The organism is Mycobacterium shunyiense (assembly GCF_058270035.1).
Genome location: NZ_JBZDPT010000031.1, coordinates 308,000 through 327,962, shown reverse-complemented (window position 1 = coordinate 327,962; position 19,963 = coordinate 308,000). Strand labels below are relative to the sequence as shown.

Genomic DNA, 19,963 nt, shown 5'->3' with positions numbered 1-19,963 from the left:
TAACAGCCTGGTCACGGTTGGATCAAGGGGCGATCGCACCTGATTGATCGGTGTTAGCTGGATCGGCCGTCTCGGGCTTACGTAGCACCGCCGGCCGCAAATGTGCGGGCAGCATGCGCAGGCCTGCCGCACCCAGCCCCGTCACCGCAATGGCGCCCGCGGTGGTCAGCAGTGCCGGGGCGGCCGGGAATGCGCCCTCCAGCAGCATCGCGACACCGAAGATGACGAACAAGGCGGCCGCGCCCAACTGGATCACCCGTTCGGGCAGGTGCTTGCCCGCGATCGCCCCGACCACGATGGCCAGCGCGTCGGCCGCCACCATGCCGATGGTCGAACCGATCCACACGCCGACCCAGTCGTTGTCGGCGGCCAACGTGATGGTTGCGAGCATCGTCTTGTCGCCGAGTTCGGCCAGGAGGAAGGCCGAGGTGACCGTGAAGAACGCCGGGGCCGTCGAGCGCTGGGCCTTGGTCGCCTCATCGTCGGACAGCTTGTCGCCGCGCAGAGTCCACAGCCCGAAGAACACGAACGCGACACCGGCGAGGATGCCGAGCAGGTGCGTTGGCAGCGCCGCACCGAGGTAGTGCCCCACCGCGACCGAGATCAGGTGAACTGCGGTGGTGGCCGCTGTGATGCCGATGAGCACCACCCACCAGCGGTAGCGCAGCGCAAATGTCATGGCCATCAACTGGGACTTGTCGCCGAGTTCGGCGACGAAGATGACAGCGAAACTCAAGAGCAGTGCAGCCAGCACTCGACAAACTCCTCGGTCGTTGGCTGCCGTTGGGGGCTGAACAGATGCCTCCGGCCGGCAAACCATTGGTCTACGGCCGAAGGTCTCGCCCACCGGTCGTGACCGGTTCGGATAACCGGGCCGCTCATGCGTCGCTGCTGCGCGGCCAGTATGTCGAATATCCGATTGGGGGCTACTCCCCTTCGCTGTTGTCCACCATACGCACGCCCGCGGGGTCGGTGCAAACCGTGGCGCACGAAAGTGCTTATTCGACAATAAGTTTGGGGATCGACACGGGAAAGTTCGGGTGCCCTGACAATGCTGGTTCAGGCACCCACATATTCAGCGAGGTGCTTACCTGTGAGCGTGGCACGGCCCGCGACGAGATCTGCCGGGGCCCCCTCGAAGATGACGCGGCCGCCGTCGTGCCCGGCGCCGGGACCCAGGTCGATGATCCAGTCGGCATGCGCCATCACGGCCTGGTGATGCTCGATCACGATCACCGACTTTCCCGAATCCACCAACCGGTCCAGGAGCCCGAGTAGCTGTTCGACGTCGGCCAGGTGCAGGCCGGTGGTGGGCTCGTCCAGGATCAACGTATCGGCCTTCTCGGCTCCGGTATCTCCGAGCCGAGCGGCGAGCTTGAGCCGTTGCCGCTCGCCACCGGACAGGGTGGTCAGCGGCTGCCCGAGGGTGAGATAGCCCAGGCCCACATCGGCCATCCGGGACAGGATCTTCTGGGCCGCAGGCACTTTGGCCTCGCCGTCGGAGAAGTACTGCTCAGCCTCGCTGACCGGCATGGCCAGCACCTCGGCGATGTCGCGTCCGCCGAGTGTGTACTGCAGCACCGAGGCGCCGAACCGCTTGCCCTCGCATTCCTCGCAGGTGGTCTCGACGGTGGCCATCACCCCGAGGTCGGTGTAGATCACCCCCGCGCCGTTGCAGGTCGGGCAGGCACCTTCGGAATTCGAGCTGAACAGCGCCGGTTTGACGCCGTTGGCCTTGGCGAAGGCCTTCCGGATCGGGTCGAGCAGCCCGGTGTAGGTGGCCGGGTTGCTGCGGCGCGAACCGCGGATCGGGCTCTGATCGACCACCATCACGCCCTCGCGGCCGGCCACCGAGCCGTCGATCAACGAACTCTTTCCCGAGCCCGCGACACCGGTGATGACCACCAGTGCACCCAAGGGGAGGTCGACGTCCACGTCGCACAGGTTGTGGGTATCGGCACCGCGGATCTCCAACGCTCCATTGGGTTCTCGCACCCTGCTTTTCAGGGCCGCGCGGTATCCCAGGTGGCGCCCGGTCACGGTGTCGCTGGCCCGCAGACCCGCCACGTCGCCCTCGAAGACCACCTCGCCTCCGGCCGATCCGGCGCCCGGTCCCAGATCGACGACATGGTCGGCGATCGAGATCGTCTCCGGCTTGTGCTCGACCACCAGCACGGTGTTGCCCTTGTCCCGCAGGGCCAGCAGCAGATTGTTCATCCGGGCGATGTCGTGGGGGTGTAGGCCGATGGTCGGCTCGTCGAAGACGTAGGTGACATCGGTCAGGGAGGAACCGAGATGACGGATCATCTTGACGCGCTGAGCTTCTCCACCGGACAGCGTGCCCGCGGGGCGATCCAGCGACAGATAGCCCAACCCGATCTCGACGAAGGAGTCCAGCGTGTGCTGCAGAGCAGTTAGGAGCGGGGCCACTGTTTTCGCCTTGGAGGTGTCCTTGACCGTTTCGAGCCACCCGGCCAGGTCGGTGATCTGCATCGCGCACGCCTCGGCGATGTTGACACCCTTGATCTTCGACGACCGCGCAGTGTCGGACAGTCGGGTGCCGTCGCATTCCGGGCAGGTGGTGAACGTGACCGCGCGCTCCACGAACGCGCGGATGTGCGGTTGCATGGCCTCGACGTCCTTGGACAGGAACGACTTCTGGATCTGCGGGATCAGCCCCAGATAGGTCAGGTTGACCCCGTCGACCTTGAGCTTGGTCGCCTCCTTGTGCAGTAGCGCGTCGAGTTCCTTCTTGGTGAACTTGTTGATCGGCTTGTCCGGATCGAAGAATCCGCATCCCCGGAAGATTCGGCCGTACCAGCCGTCCATGCTGAAACCCGGGATGCTCAGCGCGCCCTCGTTCAGCGATTTCGTGTCGTCGTACAGCGCGGTCAGGTCGATGTCGTTGACCGCGCCACGGCCCTCGCACCGCGGACACATCCCGCCGACGATCTTGAAGTCACGCCGCTCCTTGACCGTGCGGCCACCCTTCTCCAGCGTCACCGCTCCCGCCCCGCTGATCGAGGCCACATTGAACGAAAACGCCTGTGGCGAACCGATATGCGGGCTACCCAGCCGGCTGAACAGGATGCGCAGCATCGCCCCGGTATCGGTGGCGGTGCCGACGGTCGAGCGTGGGTCGGCGCTCATCCGCTGCTGGTCCACGATGATCGCGGTGGTCAACCCCTCGAGGACGTCGACCTCGGGCCGGGCCAGGTTCGGCATGAAGCCCTGCACGAACGCGCTGTAGGTCTCGTTGATCAACCGCTGGGATTCAGCGGCGATCGTGTCGAACACCAGCGAGCTCTTGCCCGATCCCGAGACGCCGGTGAACACCGTCAAGCGGCGCTTGGGCAACTCGATGTCTACGTCCTTGAGGTTGTTCTCGCGGGCACCGGTGACCCGGATCAGATCGTGACTGTCGGCGGGATGCATCGGTTAGCGCGACTCCTGGATACGGACCATGTTGCCGGCGGGATCGCGAAGGGCGCAGTCCCGCACGCCATATGGTTGCTCGGTGGGTTCCTGGACTACTTCGACGTCGCCGGCCTGCACTTTTTCGAATGTGCTGTCGAGATCCTTGGTGGCGAGCAGGAGCGTCCCGAAGGTGCCCTTGGCCATCATCTCGGCGATGGTGCGGCGCTCGTCGTCGGTGAGGCCGGGGGTGGCGGTCGGCGGGTACAGGACGATGGAGGTGTCGGGCTGGTTCGGTGGGCCGACGGTGATCCACCGCATCTTGTCCTTGCCGACGTCGAGGCGGACCTCGAAGCCGAGGACGTCGCGATAGAACGCGAGGGATTCTTCCGGATCGTCGAGCGGGAGCATGCTTGAGTGAATGGTGAGTTCCATGGGTTTCACGCTAGGTGCAGGCGGGTGGCCGGCGCTTCTCGATTCCTGATCGGTTTGGTGACCTGCTTCTCGACGCAGGACGGCATGCCATTCGTCACTCCGGCGGTCTGTTGCCGATACGCACTCGGCGGGATGCCGACGAGTTCGGTGAACCGGGTGCTGAACGTGCCGAGCGAGGAGCAGCCGACGGCGAAGCACACCTCGGTGACCGACAGGTCGCCGCGGCGCAGCAGCGCCATGGCGCGCTCGATGCGACGGGTCATCAGATAGGAATACGGCGACTCGCCGTAAGCGATCTTGAACTGTCTGCTGAGGTGCCCGGCCGACATGTTGACCCCGCGGGCAAGCGCTTCGACGTTCAGCGGCTGCGCGTACTCGCGGTCGATGCGGTCCCGGACCCGGCGCAGCAGCTTGAGATCACCCAGCTGTTGGTCGGCCACATCGGCGATGGTACGGCTCGGGCAAGGTCACGGCGACAGCCGATACACCGCGCCGGCGTAGTCGTCGGTGATGTAGATGGCGCCGTCGGGGCCCGCGACCGCGGCCACCGGACGTCCCCAGCGGGAGCCGTCGTCGGCCTGGAAGCCGCCGACCAGGGTCTGCTGCGGGCCCAATGTGCCGTCGTGCCAACCGAAGAACGACACCTCGGGGGCCTGCGGTGACCGCCGGTTCCAGGAGCCGTGGACCCCGACGAGGGCACCGGGTCCGTAGGGCGGCGGCAGTTCGGCGAAGCTCATGCCCAGCGGGGCGGAATGGGCACCGAGAGTCTGTTCGACCGGTGGAAGTGCCGCACAGTCCAGCTTGCTGCCGTCGGGGTTGGTCTGCATGTCGCGGATGAACCCGGCCGGTGGCGGGCCGTCGGGATTGCAGTACGGCCAACCCAATTCGCGTCCGGGCGTCAGCTTGGCCACCGACTCCGGCGGATGGTCGTCGACATAGTCCTGGCGCACCCGGCCCTGCGGATCGGCGACGTCGTCGCGGTTGTTGACCGCCGTCCACAGTGAGCCGTCGGGGGCCGGCGCCAGGCCCGTTCCGTTGCGGACCCCGGTGGCGAACGGGGTGGCAGACCCGCCGCCGGGCGGCACCCGCATGATGGTGGCCCGCGGCGGCGTGGCGGTACGGTCCTCGGCCGAGATGTTGCCCGTCGAGCCGATTGAAAAGTACACGGCGCCATCGGGTCCCACGGCGACGCTCTTGAGTGCGTGGGCGTAGGCACCGTGCAGGTCGGGACTCTTGGCGTCGGGCAGATCGTCGGCGATGGTGCGGCGGTTGACGGCCCGGCCGTCGACGTAGTCGTAGGCGTCGATCCGGTTGCTCTCGGCCACGTACAACGTCGGGCCGGCGAAGAACAGGCCGTGTGGCTGCTCCAGCCCGTCGAGCAGCGTGCGCTGGTCCGGGCGCACCGTCAGCACCTGACCGGTGGCCGGTACCGACACCAGCAAGGCGTCGTCCGGCGCGAACGCGGCCATCCTGGCCTTGGGCACGCGGGCGATCACCTCGATGGTCCAGCCGGCGGGTATCTGGGCGCGGCGAGGTTCGTCGAGCGGGGCCTGGGCGAATCGCTCGGGCACCTGAACGAGTACCGATGCGAGGCCGGCAGGTGGAGGCTCCGAGGTCGACGCCGAGGGGGTCGGCGGTGATCCGGTTCCGGGATTCGTCCCACACGCGGTCAGGGTGACCGCGCTGACCAGTGCGATCGCGCTACGCGCCGCCCAAACCCGCATTCATCTCCCAGACCAGGATCTCGGCTTCGGTGTCAGCTGTGACCCGTCCGCCCGAATCGGTGAGGCGCGCGGCGTCGCCCTCGGCGAGTGGACCGGACCCCGCCAGCGTCACCGCGCCGCGTGCAACGAACAGGTGGACGTAGCGGGCCTGCGGCAGTTCGACCGAATCGCCGGGCCGCAGCCGCGCGCCGTACAGCGTGGCGTTGCGGTTGTGCAGGGTGACGGCCGCATCGCGGGCACCGGAGGCGATCGGGGTCAGCGTGGCGGCCAACTCGATCTCCTGCTGCTGATAGCTCGGTGTCACTCCGGCCGTATCGGGCAAAACCCACATCTGCACGAAATGCACCGGCTCATCGGCAGATCCGTTCTTCTCCGAATGCTGCACGCCGGTGCCCGCCGACATCCGCTGGGCCAGACCCGGATAGATCACCCCGGAGTTGCCCATCGAATCCTCATGCGCCAACTGGCCCGACAGCACCCAGGTGACGATCTCCATGTCCCGGTGCGGGTGGGTGTCAAAGCCGGCAGCCGGCGCGACGATGTCGTCGTTGTTCACCAGCAACAGGCCGTGGTGGGTGTTGGCCGGGTCGTAGTAGTCGGCGAACGAGAAGGAGTGCCGTGAATTCAGCCAGTCGGTTGTGCTGGCGCCGCGGTCCCCGGCGCGGCGGATGTCGACCGTGGCAGGCATGGTGCCAGCCTACCGAGGGCCGTAGCTGACCAACCGGTGGATCGGGGAGGGCCGGGGCCTAGTGTGTTGGGCGTGGAACTCAACGGAGCAAGCGCCATCGTCACAGGTGGCGCATCAGGTATCGGCGCGGCGACTGCCCGCCAGTTGGCTGCCAAGGGAGCCCGCGTTGTCGTGGCTGACCTGCAGGCGGACAAGGGCGAGGCCCTCGCCAAGGAGATCGGCGGCATCTTCGTCACCGTCGACGTCACCAACACCGACCAGATCATCGATGCGGTCAAGACCGCGGCGGACCTCGGCCCGCTGCGCGCCCTGGTGAACTCGGCCGGCGTCGGCTGGGCCCAGCGCACCATCGGCAAGGACGGCGAGTTCTCCTCGGCTCACGACCTCGGCCTGTACAAGAAGGTGCTCGACATCAACCTGGTCGGCACCTTCGACTGCATCCGCATCGCCGCCACCCAGATGAGCAAGAACGAGCTCAGCGAAACCGGCGAGCGCGGAGCCATCGTCAACATGACCAGCGTCGCGGCGTTCGACGGCCAGATCGGCCAGGCGGCCTACTCGTCGTCCAAGGGCGGCGTGGTCGGCCTGACCCTGCCGGTGGCCCGCGATCTGTCCGCTGTCGGCATCCGCGTCAACACCGTGGCCCCCGGCCTCATCGACACCCCGATCTACGGCGAGGGCGAGGCCTCCGAGGCGTTCAAGGCCAAGCTCGGCGAGTCGGTGCTGTTCCCGCACCGCCTCGGCAAGCCCGACGAGCTGGCCTCGATGGTTGTCGAGCTGCTGACCAACTCGTACATGAACGCCGAGGTCGTCCGCGTCGACGGCGGCATCCGGATGCCACCGAAGTAGCCCTCCGCGAGCAGACACAAAATCGCCCTTTTCCATGCCGAAAAGGGCGATTTTGCGTCTGCTGGGCAAAATCATCAGGTGACCGACACCTGGTGGGGCGACACGTTGATCGGCCTCGGCGCCGCCCTGCTGCTGAGCTGGCTCGTTCTCGTCGTCGCGCTGCTCATCGTGCGGCCGCGCGGAAATCTGCTCACCGAGGCGCTGCGCATACTTCCGGACCTGTTGCGGTTGATCCCTCGCCTGGCCAGGGACAGATCGCTGCCCCGGGGTGTGCGCGTCCGGTTGGCGCTGTTGGTCGTGTACCTGGCGCTGCCGATCGATCTGATCCCCGACTTCATCCCCGTGGTCGGCTATGCCGACGACGCCATCATCGTCACCTTGGTGCTGCGCGGCGTCGTGCGCCACGCAGGGTTGTCGGCGGTCCGGGCGCACTGGCCGGGTACCGACGACGGGTTCGACGCCCTGGTGCGCCTGACGGGACTCTCCCGCTGAGTCTCGCGTCCGCAGGGCGCTGGTCGTCAGATGGTCGATACCTGTTGGGGCAGAAGGATGTTGGTAGTTCCGGTCGATGAGAAGAACTGGGTCTCGCTGACTCGTTCAACGACCTGCTTGCCATCGTCTGCATCCACACCAGGTGCGGCGGCTTTACGATCGGAGCGTGAGTTTGCCTCCGCCGCCGGGTCCTTTTGGTTCTGCGTATCCGAATGGCGGTGGGACGCCCCCGGCCTGGGGTGCTCCGGTCGGCGGCGGCCGGCGCGGGGTGTTCGCGTGGATTGTGGCCGGTGTGGGTGTGGGCTTGCTGGTCGGCGCCTTGGGCGTCGCCGGTTACAGCGCCTTGCGGACACCGTCGCTGTACTGTTCGACCGCGCTGTGTGATGAGGCCGCCGGCAGGGCGGAGGCGCTGGGATGGTCGGCGGTGGCGGTGGCCGCGGTGATCGGGGTGCCGGCGGTCTGGCAGTTGATACGCGCCGGGGCGGTGCGGCGTTTGTCGTCGCGGGTGCGGGTGATTGCGGCCGTGTGTGCTGTGGGGCTGGTGATCGGCGTAATCGGGGTCGGGTTGGCTTCGAGCGAGTTCGCGGCTGCCGGGCCGCGGATTTGGCTGCTTCGTGTGGTGGTCGGTTCGACGATCGTGGGTTGTGTGCTCGTTGGTGTGTCGTGGTGGTCAGCGCAGGGCAGGCGAGTTGGGTGGGCCACCGCGGGGGCTTGTGCCGCGGTGATATTGGTGGCCGTGGTCGCTGTTCCTGGGGCGCGCAGCACGGTGGTTGCCACGACCGCAGCCGCGGTGGACATTCCTGCGACGCCTGAAACGCTAGGGCAGGAGCAGTTTCGGCTGACGGTGCCGTACTTCAGGGCGAACATCGATGCTGCTGGTGCGGGGTTCATCGTGTGGTCGGAGTACTGGGCCCAGGATAGTGACGCGCCTGCCCTGCTCGCTTTCGACAATGCAGGGGTGCAGCGATGGCATTACGGTCGGGGGCCGGACCAAAAGGTTGGGCGGGTGCGTGTCTACGACGATGACCGCATCGTGGTGGTCGGCTTCGCCGGTGACGATGAGCGTGGCCGGCCCGCAGAGGTGGTGGGTTTGGATGCCGTCACCGGTGAGCAGTTGTGGGTATCGAACGACCCTGCGATGTGGAACGCGCTAGACATCAACGACGGTGGTTCGCCCACGTCGTTCATGGTGCGCGGCAAGGAATCCTGGACGGGATTCAATGCTCGCACGGGCGAGCAGTTGTGGGAGATTTCGAACCCGGTGGCCTGTGGTGGCGGGTCACTGTCCACGTTGAGCAGCGCGGGTGAGCCGTACACGGTGCGGGTCGCCGACGTTGGGGACCGGCTGGTGACGGTGAACGATTGCTCCACGGCCGGCACGATCAACCTGCGGGTGGTGGCTCACGACGCGGCTACCGGTGAGCAACTCGGTGACTGGCCGATCCCGGGGGCCGATCATCTGCCTCGGGACACATGGGAGAACCTGGATGTCCGTAGCGGCGCCGGTGACCGCGTGTCTGTGGGCTTGCAGAAGGCGTGCGCCGAACGTGATCCCGTTGGGCGATGCGTCACTCCCGGCGAGAGCAGGCACATGCTTGTGAACTACCTGACCGGCCAGTCGGTCGAGAAGCCGTCGGGCTGGGTGTATCCCAGCAGTGACGGTCGAGGCGACTACGTTTTCGCTGCAGCCGCCGATAGATCCACGACGTGGGGTGGGAGGGGCCGGACCACCGACCTGATGAATGCCGACGGATCGCTGCGGTGCCAATTCATCAGCTACGACTCGCCGGGCCCCGCGCCCGTCTGGCTCGCTGATCAATTCGTGTTCCGAGGCAAACCCGATGAGGTGTTGGCGCTCAACCGTGACACGTGCCAGGTCGAGGACACGGTGCAGTGGCCGTTCAAGGTGGCCAAGGAAACGAAAATGCGCTACGTCACCGCGAGCAGGGGCGCCACACTGTTTGTTCAATCCTATGCCGACTCGCAGGTTGACATCGTCGGCTACGCACCCTGACCCATTGTAATTACCCACTGACAGAAGGCAATCCGGTTCTGGGCGACAGTAGCGCACAGGCATGTGACGATAATTCCGCCAGTAGACGCAGAATCCCCCTTTTCGACGCTGAAAAGGGGGATTCCGTGTCTGTGGGGGTTTACCAGTCCGACTCGTCGAACTTGATGACACCGCGAATGTTGTTGCCGTCCAACATATCCTGGTAGCCCTGGTTGATGTCCTCGAGCTTGTAGGTCCGCGTGATCATGTCGTCGATGTTGAGCAGGCCCGACTTGTACAGCGCCGTCAGGCGGGGCGTCTCGACGTGCGAGTTGCCGCCGCCGAAGATGTTGCCCTTCAACGTCTTCTGCAACATGGTGAACAGGAACAGGTTGAGCTTGACGTCGGCGTCCATCATCGAACCCATGCCCGTCACCACACAGGTGCCGGTCTTGGCGGTGAGGATCATCGCCTCTTCGATGTACTCACCCTTCATCGCACCCACGGCGATGATGACCTTGTCGGCCATCAGACCCCAGGTGAACTCGATCATCGGCGCGATGGCCTCGGCCATCGACGCGTAGACGTGGGTGGCGCCGAACTTGATGGCCTGCTCACGCTTCCACTCGTTCGGGTCGATCGCGATGACGTGCTTGGCGCCCGAGATCACCGCGCCCTGCAGCGCGCTCATGCCGATGCCGCCGACACCGACGACGACGACAGTCTCGCCGGGCTTGACGTCGGCGACGTTGGTGGCCGAACCGAAGCCGGTCGGCACCGCGCAGCCCATGATGGCCGCGGTCTCGAACGGGATGTCCTTGTCGATCTTGACGACCGAATCCTTGTGCACCGTCATGTACGGCGCGAAGGTGCCCAGCAGGTTCATCGGCGACACCTCACGGCCGCCTGCGGTGATGCGGCTGGTGCCGTCGGCGATGGCCTTGCCACCGAGCAGGACGGCACCGCGGTCGCACAGTGAGCGGAAGCCCTTCAGGCACGGCGGGCATTCACCACAGGCCGGGATGAAGGCGAGGATGACGTGGTCGCCCTCCTCGATGCCGGTGACGTTCTTGCCGACCTTGGTGACGACGCCGGCGCCCTCATGGCCGCCGAGCGCCGGCAGCGCCATCGGGGTGGCACCGGTGGTCAGGTGGTAGTCCGAGTGGCACATGCCCGCGGCATGCATCTGGATCTGTACTTCGTCGGCGACGGGGTCGCCGAGGTCGATCTCGTCGACCTTGAATGGCGAGTTGAGTTCCCACAGCAGGGCGCCTTTGGTCTTCATGGGAGGCGATAATAGAACAGGTTGCAATACTGTCGAGTAACTGGCCCCTGAACAGGCAGTTTGTCTGCTTGATTTCGTCGTCGAGTGGCCGGTTGTGACACGCGTCAGGTGGATCTGTGTGCATCAGGTGGCCACTCGGCGATGAGTAGCGCGGCCGACGGGGGTCTATCCCGCATGACCGAGATCAACGCAAGCATCGTCCCCAACCTCTGGTTCGACCGCGAGGCCGAACAGGCCGCGCAGCACTACATCGACGCGTTCGGCGGCAATGGCCGCATCGTCAAGACCATCGCCTCCCATCCCGATTCGCCCTCTCCCCAGGACGTGCCGGTGGTGGTCGAGTTCGAATTGGCGGGTCAGCGCTTCGTCGGCATCAACGGAGGCCCGCACTTCCACTTCACCGAGGCCGTCTCCCTGGAGGTGCGCGTCACCGGACAGGAGCAGCTCGATCAGATCTGGGCGGCACTGGTCGAGGGCGGCGAGGAACTGCCCTGCGGCTGGCTCAAGGACAAATACGGGCTTGCCTGGCAGATCACCCCGACCGAGTACTACGACCTGCTGGACAACGGCGACGACGCCGCCGATGGCCGGTTGATGGCGGCCGTGCTGAAGACCGTCGGCAAGTTCGACATCGCTGAACTAGAGGCGGCCTACAAAGGTTCGTAGGTTCCTGACCGCCGAGTGGCCAGTTGCCGCACATTGAGACCGGTTTGGCGTGTCATAACTGGCCATTCGAATGTTGGATCCCCAGAGCGACTTTGATCCACAGCAGGCGTGCCACCGCGCCGGGAGCCCGGGGGATGTGTCTCACGGCCCGGCGACTGTACGGGCATGGACTCTCCCTTTCTCGGACCCTTTCTCGGCACAGAGGCGTTGGCGGAGGGGACGGTGACGAGACGGAAACTCTCGAGTCGTCATGAGGCCGTCTACCGCGATGTCTACCTCGCCAAGGGCACCGAGATGACAGCGGCGAAGCGCGCTCTGGCCGCGTGGTTGTGGTCCGGGCGTCAGGCGACGTTGACGGGCCTCTCGGCGTCGGCGGTGTACGGCACGCAGTGGATCGACCCCACAGCGCCTGCCGAGCTCTACCGCCGCAATGGAAAACCGACCACCGGGATCCTCATTCACCGCGACGAGTTGTATGCCGACGAGACCCGCCGGTTCGCCGGTCTTCCGGTGACGACGCCCGCACGTACCGCTTTCGACCTGGGCCGGCGGCCGGGTCGGGACGAGGCCGTCATCCAGGTGGACGCCCTCTCGCAGGCGACTCGCTTGTGCGCGCCCGACATGGCACCGCTTCTCGACCGGCATCCGGGTGTTCGCGGTCTGGTGCAATTGCGCGAGGTCCTCGACCTGATGGACGGCGGCGCCGAATCGCCGCCGGAAACCCGCACCCGTCTGGTGCTGATCGACGCCGGACTACCGAAGCCGCAGGCACAGATCTTGGTGCACGGGAACTTCGGCGCCAGGCGGTCTGCGCGCATCGACATGGGCTATGCCGAATTCAAGGTCGGGGTCGAATACGAGGGCGCACAGCACTGGACCGATCCTCGCGTGCGAGCCAACGACATCGACCGCTATGCCGAACTCGCCGCGCTGGGGTGGTTGATCGTCAGGGTCGGAGCGGACTTGCTGAATCACCGACCGCAGGTGATCGTGGCTCGGGTTTGTGCGGCCCTGCGGGCCCGAGGAGCTCAGTGGCCAGTTGTTGCACGGGTTTCAGCAGATCGTGTGGCGTAATTGGCCACTCGACGCCTAGAGAGATGCCGGCAGCCCGAACTTCTCGAACAGCGACAGTTCCATGAAAGCCACCACGTGGGAGATGCCCTCGGGGCCTACGTCGAGAACATGCAGCTGAAAGGCCTCGTGCCGGCCCGTCTCGGCGTTGAGCATGTACATCGCCGCGGCCGGCTGGCCGTTGGCGCTCGTGGCGATGAACCGCATGTCCCCGGGCTTCTCGGCCGGGCACTTGTAACGGGACAGGTCGCCGATGGCCTGCGGCCCCTGATACCAGCTGTCGAAGGGCGGCATCTCCCAGATGGCCTCTGCGGTGAACAACTCGACGAGCTTGTCGATGTCGTAGGCCTCGAAGGCAGCCATGTAGTTGCGCAGGAGGTTCTGGGCGTGCGGGGAATCCGGCGGGTCCATCGCATCGTCCTGGCTGGGTCCGACCGCGTCGAGCTGGGCCCGGGCGCGCTGCAGCAGGCTGTTGACCGCGGCCGTCGACGCCCCGATGGCCTCGCCGACCTCGGCCGCCTTCCACTGCAGCACCTCCCGCATCACCAGCACCGCGCGCTGACGGGCGGACAGATGCTGCAGTGCCGCGACGAACGCGAGCCGCACCGAATCGCGGGTCCCCACGATCGTGCTCGGATCCGCCGGGTCGTCGGTGGAGTCAGGCAGCGGCTGCAGCCACGGGATCTCGTGGTGTTCGGCGATCTCGTCGGTGGGCGACGAACTCGGATTGCCCAGGCCCGACGGCAGCGGGCGGCGTTGTCTGCCCTCCAGAGCCGTCAGACAGGTATTGGTGGCGATGCGATACAACCAGGTCCGCACCGAGGACTTGCCCTCGAAACCCCCGTACGCCTTCCAGGCGCGCAGGTAGGTCTCCTGCACCAGATCCTCGGCGTCATGCAGCGAGCCGGTCATCCGGTAGCAGTGGGCGAGCAGCTCACGGCGGTAGCGCTGTGCATCGGCCAGGAACGCATCGGCCGAGCTGTCGTCATCCAGGCGGTGGGCGAGGACCGTCACATTCGCGAGCTTACGCAGCGCCCCCGACAACCACGACCGAAAAATCTCCGACAGGTGCGGCTACGCTCGCCAGGGTGACCAGCACCCGCAGTGAACAGACCTTTGACGGCGTCGGAGGGGTCCGCATCGTCTACGACGTATGGACGCCCGACACCGCACCGCGGGGCGTCGTCGTTCTCTCCCACGGCCTGGGCGAACACGCCGGGCGGTACCACCACGTCGCGCAACGGTTCGGGGAGGCCGGCCTGGTCGTCTATGCCCTCGACCACCGGGGACACGGCCGCTCGGGCGGCAAGCGGGTGTACCTGCGCGACATGTCCGAATACGTCGGCGACTTCCACACGCTGGTCGGCATCGCGACGGCCGAGTATCCCGCCCTCCCGCGCCTTGTGCTGGGACACAGCATGGGCGGCGGCATCGTGTTCAGCTACGGCGTCGAATATCCCGACGAGTACACCGCGATGGTGCTGTCGGGACCGGCGGTGGCCGCGCAGGCCGCGGTGTCGCCGGTGCTGGCGGCGGTGGCCAAGGTGCTCGGCAAGATCGCCCCCGGGTTGCCGGTGGAGAATCTCGACGCCGATGCGGTTTCCCGCGATCCCGAGGTGGTGGCGGCCTACAAGGCCGATCCCCTGGTGTGGCACGGCAAGGTCCCCGCGGGTATCGCCCGGGCGCTGATCATCGTGGGGGAGACCATGCCGCAGCGGGCCTCGGCCCTGACCGCGCCACTGCTGGTGGTGCACGGCGAGAAGGACCGGCTGGTGGCCGTCGAAGGCAGCCACCGCCTTGTCGAATGTGTGGCCTCCGAGGATGTGCACCTCAAGGTGTACCCGGGCCTGTTCCACGAGGTGTTCAACGAGCCCGAGAAGGGGCTGGTTCTCGACGACGTGACGTCCTGGATCGAGACCCACCTGTGAGAAAGCTTGTGGTGGCACTGCTTTCGGTGCTCCTGGTCGCCGGCTGCGGCGCGGAGGAGGCATCGACGCAGGACCAGCAGCCGAACTGGACCGACACCGACGTCACCTTCGACGCCGACGGACTCACCATCCACGGGACCTACCGGCATTCGGGCGCGACGACCCCGGCGGCACTGCTGATCTCCGAGAGCGGGCCCACCGACCGCAACGGCGACAACAAGGTCGTCGGCCCGGTCGGCAACATGCGTCAGCTCGCGGAAACACTGTCGGACAAGGGAGTCGCGACCCTGCGCTACGACAAGATCGGAACCGGCGCCACCAAGCTCGGCCCCTACGCGGCGAAGCCCACCGACGTGGTCAGCGCCGTCTACACCATCGGCGCGGCCGCCGCCCTGCGTTTCCTGGCCGCACAGCCCGACACCGACGAGGCCGAGCTGTCGATCTACGCGGTCGGCGAGGGCGCCATCCACGCCATGACCCTGGCCGGCGCCGCCGATCCGAAGGTCCACTCGCTGGCCCTGTTTCAACCGTTGTCCGGCCGCTACCTGGACATCATCACCAACCGGGTGCGCGCCGGGGCCAGTCCCGAGGTCCTGACGGCCTGGCTGGCCGCCGTCGACGAGATCCGCACCAAGGGGACGGTGCCCGCCAACCTGCCCGAAGGCCTCGGTGCCATCGTCAACAAGGACAACCTCAACGCCATCGTCGAGGCCGACAAGATCGATCCCCTGCAGCTGGCCGCGCGGCTGCCCGACGGGATGCCGGTGCTGCTCACCTGCTCGGACTCTGACGCCCAGGCCAGCTGTGAGACCGAACGTCCGCTGATCGGGGCGCTCAAGCACACCGCGCTCACGGTCGTCGAGCTCAAGGGCGTCAACCATGTGCTGCGCGACGATCCTGCCGACAGCATCGCCAACTACGGCAAGCCCGGACCGTTGTCACCGCAGGTGGTGGAGGCGATCGGCAAGTTTGTCGGTACCGGTGGCTAGGTTTGTCGCGTGAGCGACGACAAGATGTTGGCGCGCATCGCCGCACTGCTGCGTCAGGCGGAGGGCACCGACAACCTCCACGAGGCCGAGGCGTTCATGGCCGCCGCCCAGCGGCTGGCCACCGCCACCTCCATCGACCTGGCCCTGGCCCGCGCGCATTCCGCGGAGCGCACCAAGGCGCAGATGCCGGTGCAACGCACCATCACCATCGGCGAAGCCGGAAGACGCGGATTGCGTACCTATGTGCAGCTGTTCGTGGTGATCGGGATGGCCAACGACGTGAAATGCGATGTGGCGTCCAACTCGACCTTCGTCTACGCCTACGGGTTCGCCGAGGACATCGACGCCACCCACGCCCTGTACACCAGCCTCCTGGTGCAGATGGTCAAAGCGTCGGAGAGCTATATCGGCTCGGGCGCCCACCGGCCGACTCCGACCATCACCGCCCGGCTCAACTTCCAGCTGGCCTTCGGTGCCCGGATCGGCCAGCGCCTGACCCAGGCTCGCGAGGAAGCGCAACGCGAGGCCGATGAGGCCGACCGGCCGGGCACCGCTATCGCCCTGCGGGACAAAGACATCGAGCTGCGTAGCTTCTACCGGGAGGCCTCGCAGGCCCGTGGGACCTGGCGTGCCACGAACGCCTCGGCCGGGTATTCGTCGGCCGCCCGCCGGGCGGGGGATCGCGCCGGTCGCCACGCGCGGCTCGGGGCCACCCAGGAGATCTCCGGCGCGCGCGGCGCCCTGGAGCAGTGAGCGTCAGGGACACCCAGCGTGCCAGGGTGTACGCCGCCGAACAGTTCGTCCGCACCATGTTCGACCGTGCGGCCCAACACAGTTCACGCGTCATCGACTTCTTCGGTACCTCACTGACGTTGCCGCCGGAGGCCAAATTCGGGTCCGTCGATTCAGTGCAGCGCTACGTCGACGACGTCGTCGCCCGGGTCGGAGCCGGCCCGGTCGCAGTGCGTTCCCGTCGGGGTGCCACCGCAGCGCACTACGAACTGGTCGACGGCAAGGCCGTCATCGCCGTCCCCGAGCGTGATACCTGGGCACTGCGAGAGTTGGTGGTACTGCACGAACTGGCCCACCACGTGAGCCAGGCCGACCCGCCCCACGGACCAGCCTTCGTCGTCGCCTACTGCGAGTTGTGTGACACGGTCATGGGTCCGGAGGTCGGGCTGGTGCTGCGGATGGTCTACGCCAAAGAAGGTGTGGTCTGACCCCGAGTACGCGATCATTGCCGTATTGACGCACTAGTTGGATTGGCGAATGGCCGGCCGGGTCGCTGAGACGGCGCGCCGGTGCCAGTCGTGCGGTAGCGACCTGCGGCCGCGGGCACGCTTCTGCGACATGTGCGGGAGCGCGGTCGGTGAGCGGACGACAACCAGCGAACGCAAGCAGGTCACCGTGCTCTTCGCTGACGTCGTCGGCTCGATGAAACTCGCCGCCGCGGTCGATACCGAGCGACTTCGCGAAATCATGAACGAGTTGTTCAACCGGGCCGCGGTGGTGGTGCAGCGCTACCGCGGAACGGTGGACAAGTTCACCGGTGACGGACTGATGGCGCTGTTCGGTGCGCCGGCCGCGCTGGAGGATCACGCCCTGCTCGCGTGCATCGCGGCGCTGGAGATACAGACAGTGGCCACCGAGCTGGCCGCCGAGGTGGCCCGCCGTGACGGCGTCGCGCTGAGTCTGCGGGTCGGGCTGAACTCCGGTGAGGTCGTTGCCGGGGAGATCGGTTCGGGCGGCTACACCGCTGTCGGCCATCCAGTCGGTCTGGCCCAGCGCATGGAATCGGTCGCCCCCGCGGGCGGGGTGATGTGCTCCCTGTCCACCGCCCGACTGGTCGACGACGGAGCGCGGCTCGGACCTACGAGGTACGTCACGGTCAAGGGGTTCGAGGAGCCCGTGGCGGCACGGCAGCTGCACTCGGTCGAAACCGGCGGCGCCGTGCTGGGTCGAACTGCCGGTGTGCTGCTGGGTCGGGCCGCGGAACTGGATCACCTGCAAGAGGCCTTCGATTCCGAAGCGGGTGAGTTCGTCGGAGTGATCGGCGAGCCGGGTTTGGGGAAGAGCCGTCTGGTCAGTGATTTCGCGGCGGCGACGGAACGTCGGGGTGCCCGGATTGTGGTGGCCCGTGGTGAGGCACACGCCTCCGTGTTGGCTTTCCGCATGCTCTCGCTGGTGCTCCGCGGGATGTTCGGCGTGGATGGGCTGAGTCCGGATGCGGCGCGCAAGCACACCATTGAACAGTTCCATGGGCACCTGCCGGTGCAGTCCCCGGACGCCGGAGTGCTGTTCGAGGCCATGGGAATCGGTGACGCCGCCTCGCTCGATGCGAGCATCGCTCTGGAGAGCCGGCGGCGAAGACTGGTGGAACTCATGGCCACCGCGGTTCGGGTCGCTGACGCCCCGACGGTCTTCGTTCTCGAAGACGTGCACTGGATCGACGCCCCGAGTGACGAGGTGCTCGCCGATTTCGTTGCCGAGATCGGCGATGTGGCGACAGCCACCGTTGTCTCCACCTATCGGCCGGAGTATCACGGAGCGCTGCGCCGCGACCGGTCGTCGACCATCAGGTTGCACCCGCTACCGGCGCCGGTCGCGGCCCGCCTGGTCGGCCACCACCTGGGCGAGGACCCGTCGCTGACCGGGCTGGCTGCCCGCATCGCCGGCGTGGCGGTAGGCAATCCGTACTTCGTCGAGGAGATCGTCCGCGATCTCGCCGGCCGGGGTGTACTGGCGGGCAGTCGCGGGAATTACCGGATGACAAGTAATCTCGATCGCATCTCGGTCCCCGCGACGGTTCAGGCCGTCCTGGCGGCACGTATCGACCGGCTGTCGGCGCACGCCAAGCGGGCACTCAACGCGGCTTCGGTGATCGGCACGGATTTCGACACCGACACACTGCGCATGCTGCAACCGGAGGCTGAACCCGACGGGCTGCCCGAGCTGGTCTCTGCGGAACTGATCGACCAGACCGAATTCGTTCCTCGACAACGGTATTGCTTCCATCATCCACTGGTCCGGACGGTGGCCTACGAGTCACAGCTGAACCGTGACCGGGCACGCGCCCACGGTCGTCTGGCCGCCGCCATCGAGCGGCGGGATCCCGGGGCCGCTGACGAGAATGCCGCGTTGATCGCTGCCCACCTCGAGTCGGCCGGCGATCTCGTCGCGGCATATCACTGGTATATGCGTGCAGGACAATGGATTCGAGTGCGTGACATCCCCGCAGCGCGTGAGCAGTGGGAGCATGCCCAACGCATTGCCGACGGGCTGTCACCGGACCAGCCCGAGGTAGCCGACCTACAGGTGGCACCCCGTGCACTGCTGGTGTCGACCTCGCTGTATGTCGGCAACGACGACGCCACCGCGCAGCGCTACCGTGAATTCCGGGATATGGCAACGCAGACCGACGACATGAGATCGCTCGCCATCGGCACCGCCGGTCAGCTGTGGTCCCTCACCGTCAACGAGGAGAACCTGAGGGAGGCCGCGGCGCTCGCCTCGGAGTTACATCGGATGGCCGAGGACGCCCGCTGGGACGCCGAGGCCACCGGCATCGTGGTGAATGCGGTCGCCTTCGCGAAGCTGGCCAATTGCGAGCTCGAATCGGGGCTGCAGGCCATCGACATACTCGACGTCGACCGGACCCCGCCCACTGAACTTGCTCCTGCTCAGGCGCTTCGGGGTCTTCTGGAGTTGTGTCTGGGCCGGTCCGAGCAGGGACGCCGCCACCTGCACGAAGGCATCGAACTGGCGCAAGCCGACCGGCCGATGACGTTCACCCACACCGTGCTGTACGCGGGAGCGGCGGTGGCGCTGGGTTTGTGCCACACCGATGAGTTCATCGACTCCCTCGACCAGGCAGTGCTGGCCGCCGACACGATCGGGGACAGCAGCGGCGTCGTCTGCACACGGTGGGCGCGCGGCACCGCCGTACTGCGTGCGCTGCCCCGGCCCGACACCGAAGCGGTCAATGGCCTGCGGCAAGCACTTTCGTTCATCGACGCGCACAGCTCGATGACATTCATCAAGCCCACCATCATCGCCGACCTCGCCGTCGACGCGGCCTACAACGGAGACCGCGAGCAGGCCCTCGCCGAGCTGCGATCCGGCTTCGCGAGATACGCCGCCGGCGGCTCCAAATTCTTCCTCGGACGCCTCGGGGAGACGCTCGTCGAACTCCTCATCGAGTCCGGCTCCGAAGAGGAGCGAGCCGAGGCACGCGAAGTGGTCGAACAGTGGCGAGGGCTACGACCGGGAATCGCGGCACTCGACCTGTGGTGGTTGCGGTCACGGGCCGTGTTGGCGCAGGCCGACGGGGACTCGGCAGACTACAGCGAACTGTCCGCGCAGTACCTGGCGCTGTGCGAAAAGCTGGAGGCCCGAGGCAGGCTCGATACCGCCCGGAGAATGACGTAGC

The 19,963-nt window shown here is 66.7% G+C and carries 18 protein-coding genes; 10 read left to right on the top strand and 8 right to left on the bottom strand.

Annotated features, from left to right (window positions below):
- Positions 1-22: 22 nt before the first annotated feature.
- The 6 genes from AC4ELS_RS18705 to AC4ELS_RS18680 all read right to left on the bottom strand — a co-directional run bounded on the left by AC4ELS_RS18705 (position 23) and on the right by AC4ELS_RS18680 (position 6,261).
- A complete protein-coding gene (locus tag AC4ELS_RS18705) occupies positions 23-754 on the bottom strand; it encodes a TMEM165/GDT1 family protein (RefSeq protein ID WP_448444229.1) in 732 nt (243 codons plus the stop codon).
- A 305-nt stretch (positions 755-1,059) separates the two neighbouring features.
- Positions 1,060-3,435: an ATP-binding cassette domain-containing protein gene (locus AC4ELS_RS18700; protein WP_448444227.1), complete on the bottom strand. Its 2,376-nt coding sequence runs from the start codon at positions 3,433-3,435 to the stop codon at positions 1,060-1,062.
- Positions 3,436-3,438: 3 nt separating this feature from the next.
- Complete coding sequence (locus AC4ELS_RS18695; protein ID WP_448444225.1) at positions 3,439-3,849, bottom strand: VOC family protein; 411 nt, start codon at positions 3,847-3,849, stop codon at positions 3,439-3,441.
- A 5-nt stretch (positions 3,850-3,854) separates the two neighbouring features.
- The gene (locus tag AC4ELS_RS18690; protein ID WP_064881309.1) at positions 3,855-4,289 is read right to left on the bottom strand and encodes a helix-turn-helix transcriptional regulator; all 435 of its coding nucleotides are present in this window, start codon (positions 4,287-4,289) and stop codon (positions 3,855-3,857) included.
- Between the two features lie 27 nt (positions 4,290-4,316).
- A complete protein-coding gene (locus tag AC4ELS_RS18685; protein WP_499048587.1) occupies positions 4,317-5,573 on the bottom strand; it encodes a PQQ-dependent sugar dehydrogenase in 1,257 nt (418 codons plus the stop codon).
- A complete protein-coding gene (locus AC4ELS_RS18680) occupies positions 5,551-6,261 on the bottom strand; it encodes a pirin family protein (RefSeq protein WP_448444221.1) in 711 nt (236 codons plus the stop codon). Before AC4ELS_RS18680 ends, AC4ELS_RS18685 begins: the two co-directional genes overlap by 23 nt.
- 72 nt (positions 6,262-6,333) lie before the next feature.
- On the opposite strand from AC4ELS_RS18680, the gene AC4ELS_RS18675 reads away from it, so the two are divergent.
- From AC4ELS_RS18675 to AC4ELS_RS18665, 3 genes are all read left to right on the top strand, one after another.
- Positions 6,334-7,110, top strand: coding sequence for an SDR family NAD(P)-dependent oxidoreductase (locus AC4ELS_RS18675; RefSeq protein WP_055119465.1), 777 nt, complete (start codon positions 6,334-6,336; stop codon positions 7,108-7,110).
- Between the two features lie 78 nt (positions 7,111-7,188).
- On the top strand, positions 7,189-7,602 hold the full coding sequence (locus AC4ELS_RS18670) for a YkvA family protein (RefSeq protein ID WP_499048584.1): 414 nt from the start codon (positions 7,189-7,191) through the stop codon (positions 7,600-7,602).
- Between the two features lie 166 nt (positions 7,603-7,768).
- Entirely contained in the window at positions 7,769-9,616 is a 1,848-nt protein-coding gene (locus tag AC4ELS_RS18665) for a PQQ-binding-like beta-propeller repeat protein (protein ID WP_448444216.1), read from the top strand.
- A 139-nt stretch (positions 9,617-9,755) separates the two neighbouring features.
- Here the strand turns inward: AC4ELS_RS18665 and AC4ELS_RS18660 are convergent, their stop codons facing one another.
- A complete protein-coding gene (locus AC4ELS_RS18660; protein ID WP_499048581.1) occupies positions 9,756-10,880 on the bottom strand; it encodes an NDMA-dependent alcohol dehydrogenase in 1,125 nt (374 codons plus the stop codon).
- A gap of 174 nt (positions 10,881-11,054) precedes the next feature.
- On the opposite strand from AC4ELS_RS18660, the gene AC4ELS_RS18655 reads away from it, so the two are divergent.
- On the top strand, positions 11,055-11,546 hold the full coding sequence (locus AC4ELS_RS18655; protein WP_463791560.1) for a VOC family protein: 492 nt from the start codon (positions 11,055-11,057) through the stop codon (positions 11,544-11,546).
- Positions 11,547-11,711: 165 nt separating this feature from the next.
- Positions 11,712-12,620 carry a type IV toxin-antitoxin system AbiEi family antitoxin gene (locus AC4ELS_RS18650; RefSeq protein WP_448444213.1) on the top strand — a complete coding sequence of 303 codons (909 nt, stop codon included), beginning with the start codon at positions 11,712-11,714 and terminating at the stop codon, positions 12,618-12,620.
- Between the two features lie 15 nt (positions 12,621-12,635).
- Here the strand turns inward: AC4ELS_RS18650 and AC4ELS_RS18645 are convergent, their stop codons facing one another.
- On the bottom strand, positions 12,636-13,661 hold the full coding sequence (locus AC4ELS_RS18645; protein WP_448444211.1) for a sigma-70 family RNA polymerase sigma factor: 1,026 nt from the start codon (positions 13,659-13,661) through the stop codon (positions 12,636-12,638).
- Positions 13,662-13,705: 44 nt separating this feature from the next.
- Between AC4ELS_RS18645 and AC4ELS_RS18640 the strand changes: the two genes are divergently transcribed.
- The 5 genes from AC4ELS_RS18640 (at position 13,706) to AC4ELS_RS18620 (ending at position 19,962) form a co-directional block, all read left to right on the top strand.
- Positions 13,706-14,545 (top strand): alpha/beta hydrolase, encoded by an 840-nt coding sequence (locus AC4ELS_RS18640; RefSeq protein ID WP_064957622.1) that lies wholly within the window; start codon positions 13,706-13,708, stop codon positions 14,543-14,545.
- Positions 14,542-15,534, top strand: a complete 993-nt coding sequence (locus AC4ELS_RS18635) for a hypothetical protein (RefSeq protein WP_499048576.1) — start codon at positions 14,542-14,544, stop codon at positions 15,532-15,534. The genes AC4ELS_RS18640 and AC4ELS_RS18635 overlap by 4 nt, the downstream gene beginning before the upstream one ends.
- A 9-nt stretch (positions 15,535-15,543) precedes the next feature.
- On the top strand, positions 15,544-16,287 hold the full coding sequence (locus tag AC4ELS_RS18630) for a DUF2786 domain-containing protein (RefSeq protein ID WP_064881328.1): 744 nt from the start codon (positions 15,544-15,546) through the stop codon (positions 16,285-16,287).
- Positions 16,284-16,754, top strand: coding sequence for a TIGR04338 family metallohydrolase (locus AC4ELS_RS18625; protein WP_064957625.1), 471 nt, complete (start codon positions 16,284-16,286; stop codon positions 16,752-16,754). The genes AC4ELS_RS18630 and AC4ELS_RS18625 overlap by 4 nt, the downstream gene beginning before the upstream one ends.
- 130 nt (positions 16,755-16,884) lie before the next feature.
- A complete protein-coding gene (locus AC4ELS_RS18620; protein ID WP_499048573.1) occupies positions 16,885-19,962 on the top strand; it encodes an ATP-binding protein in 3,078 nt (1,025 codons plus the stop codon).
- The last annotated feature ends 1 nt before the right edge of the window (position 19,963 follow it).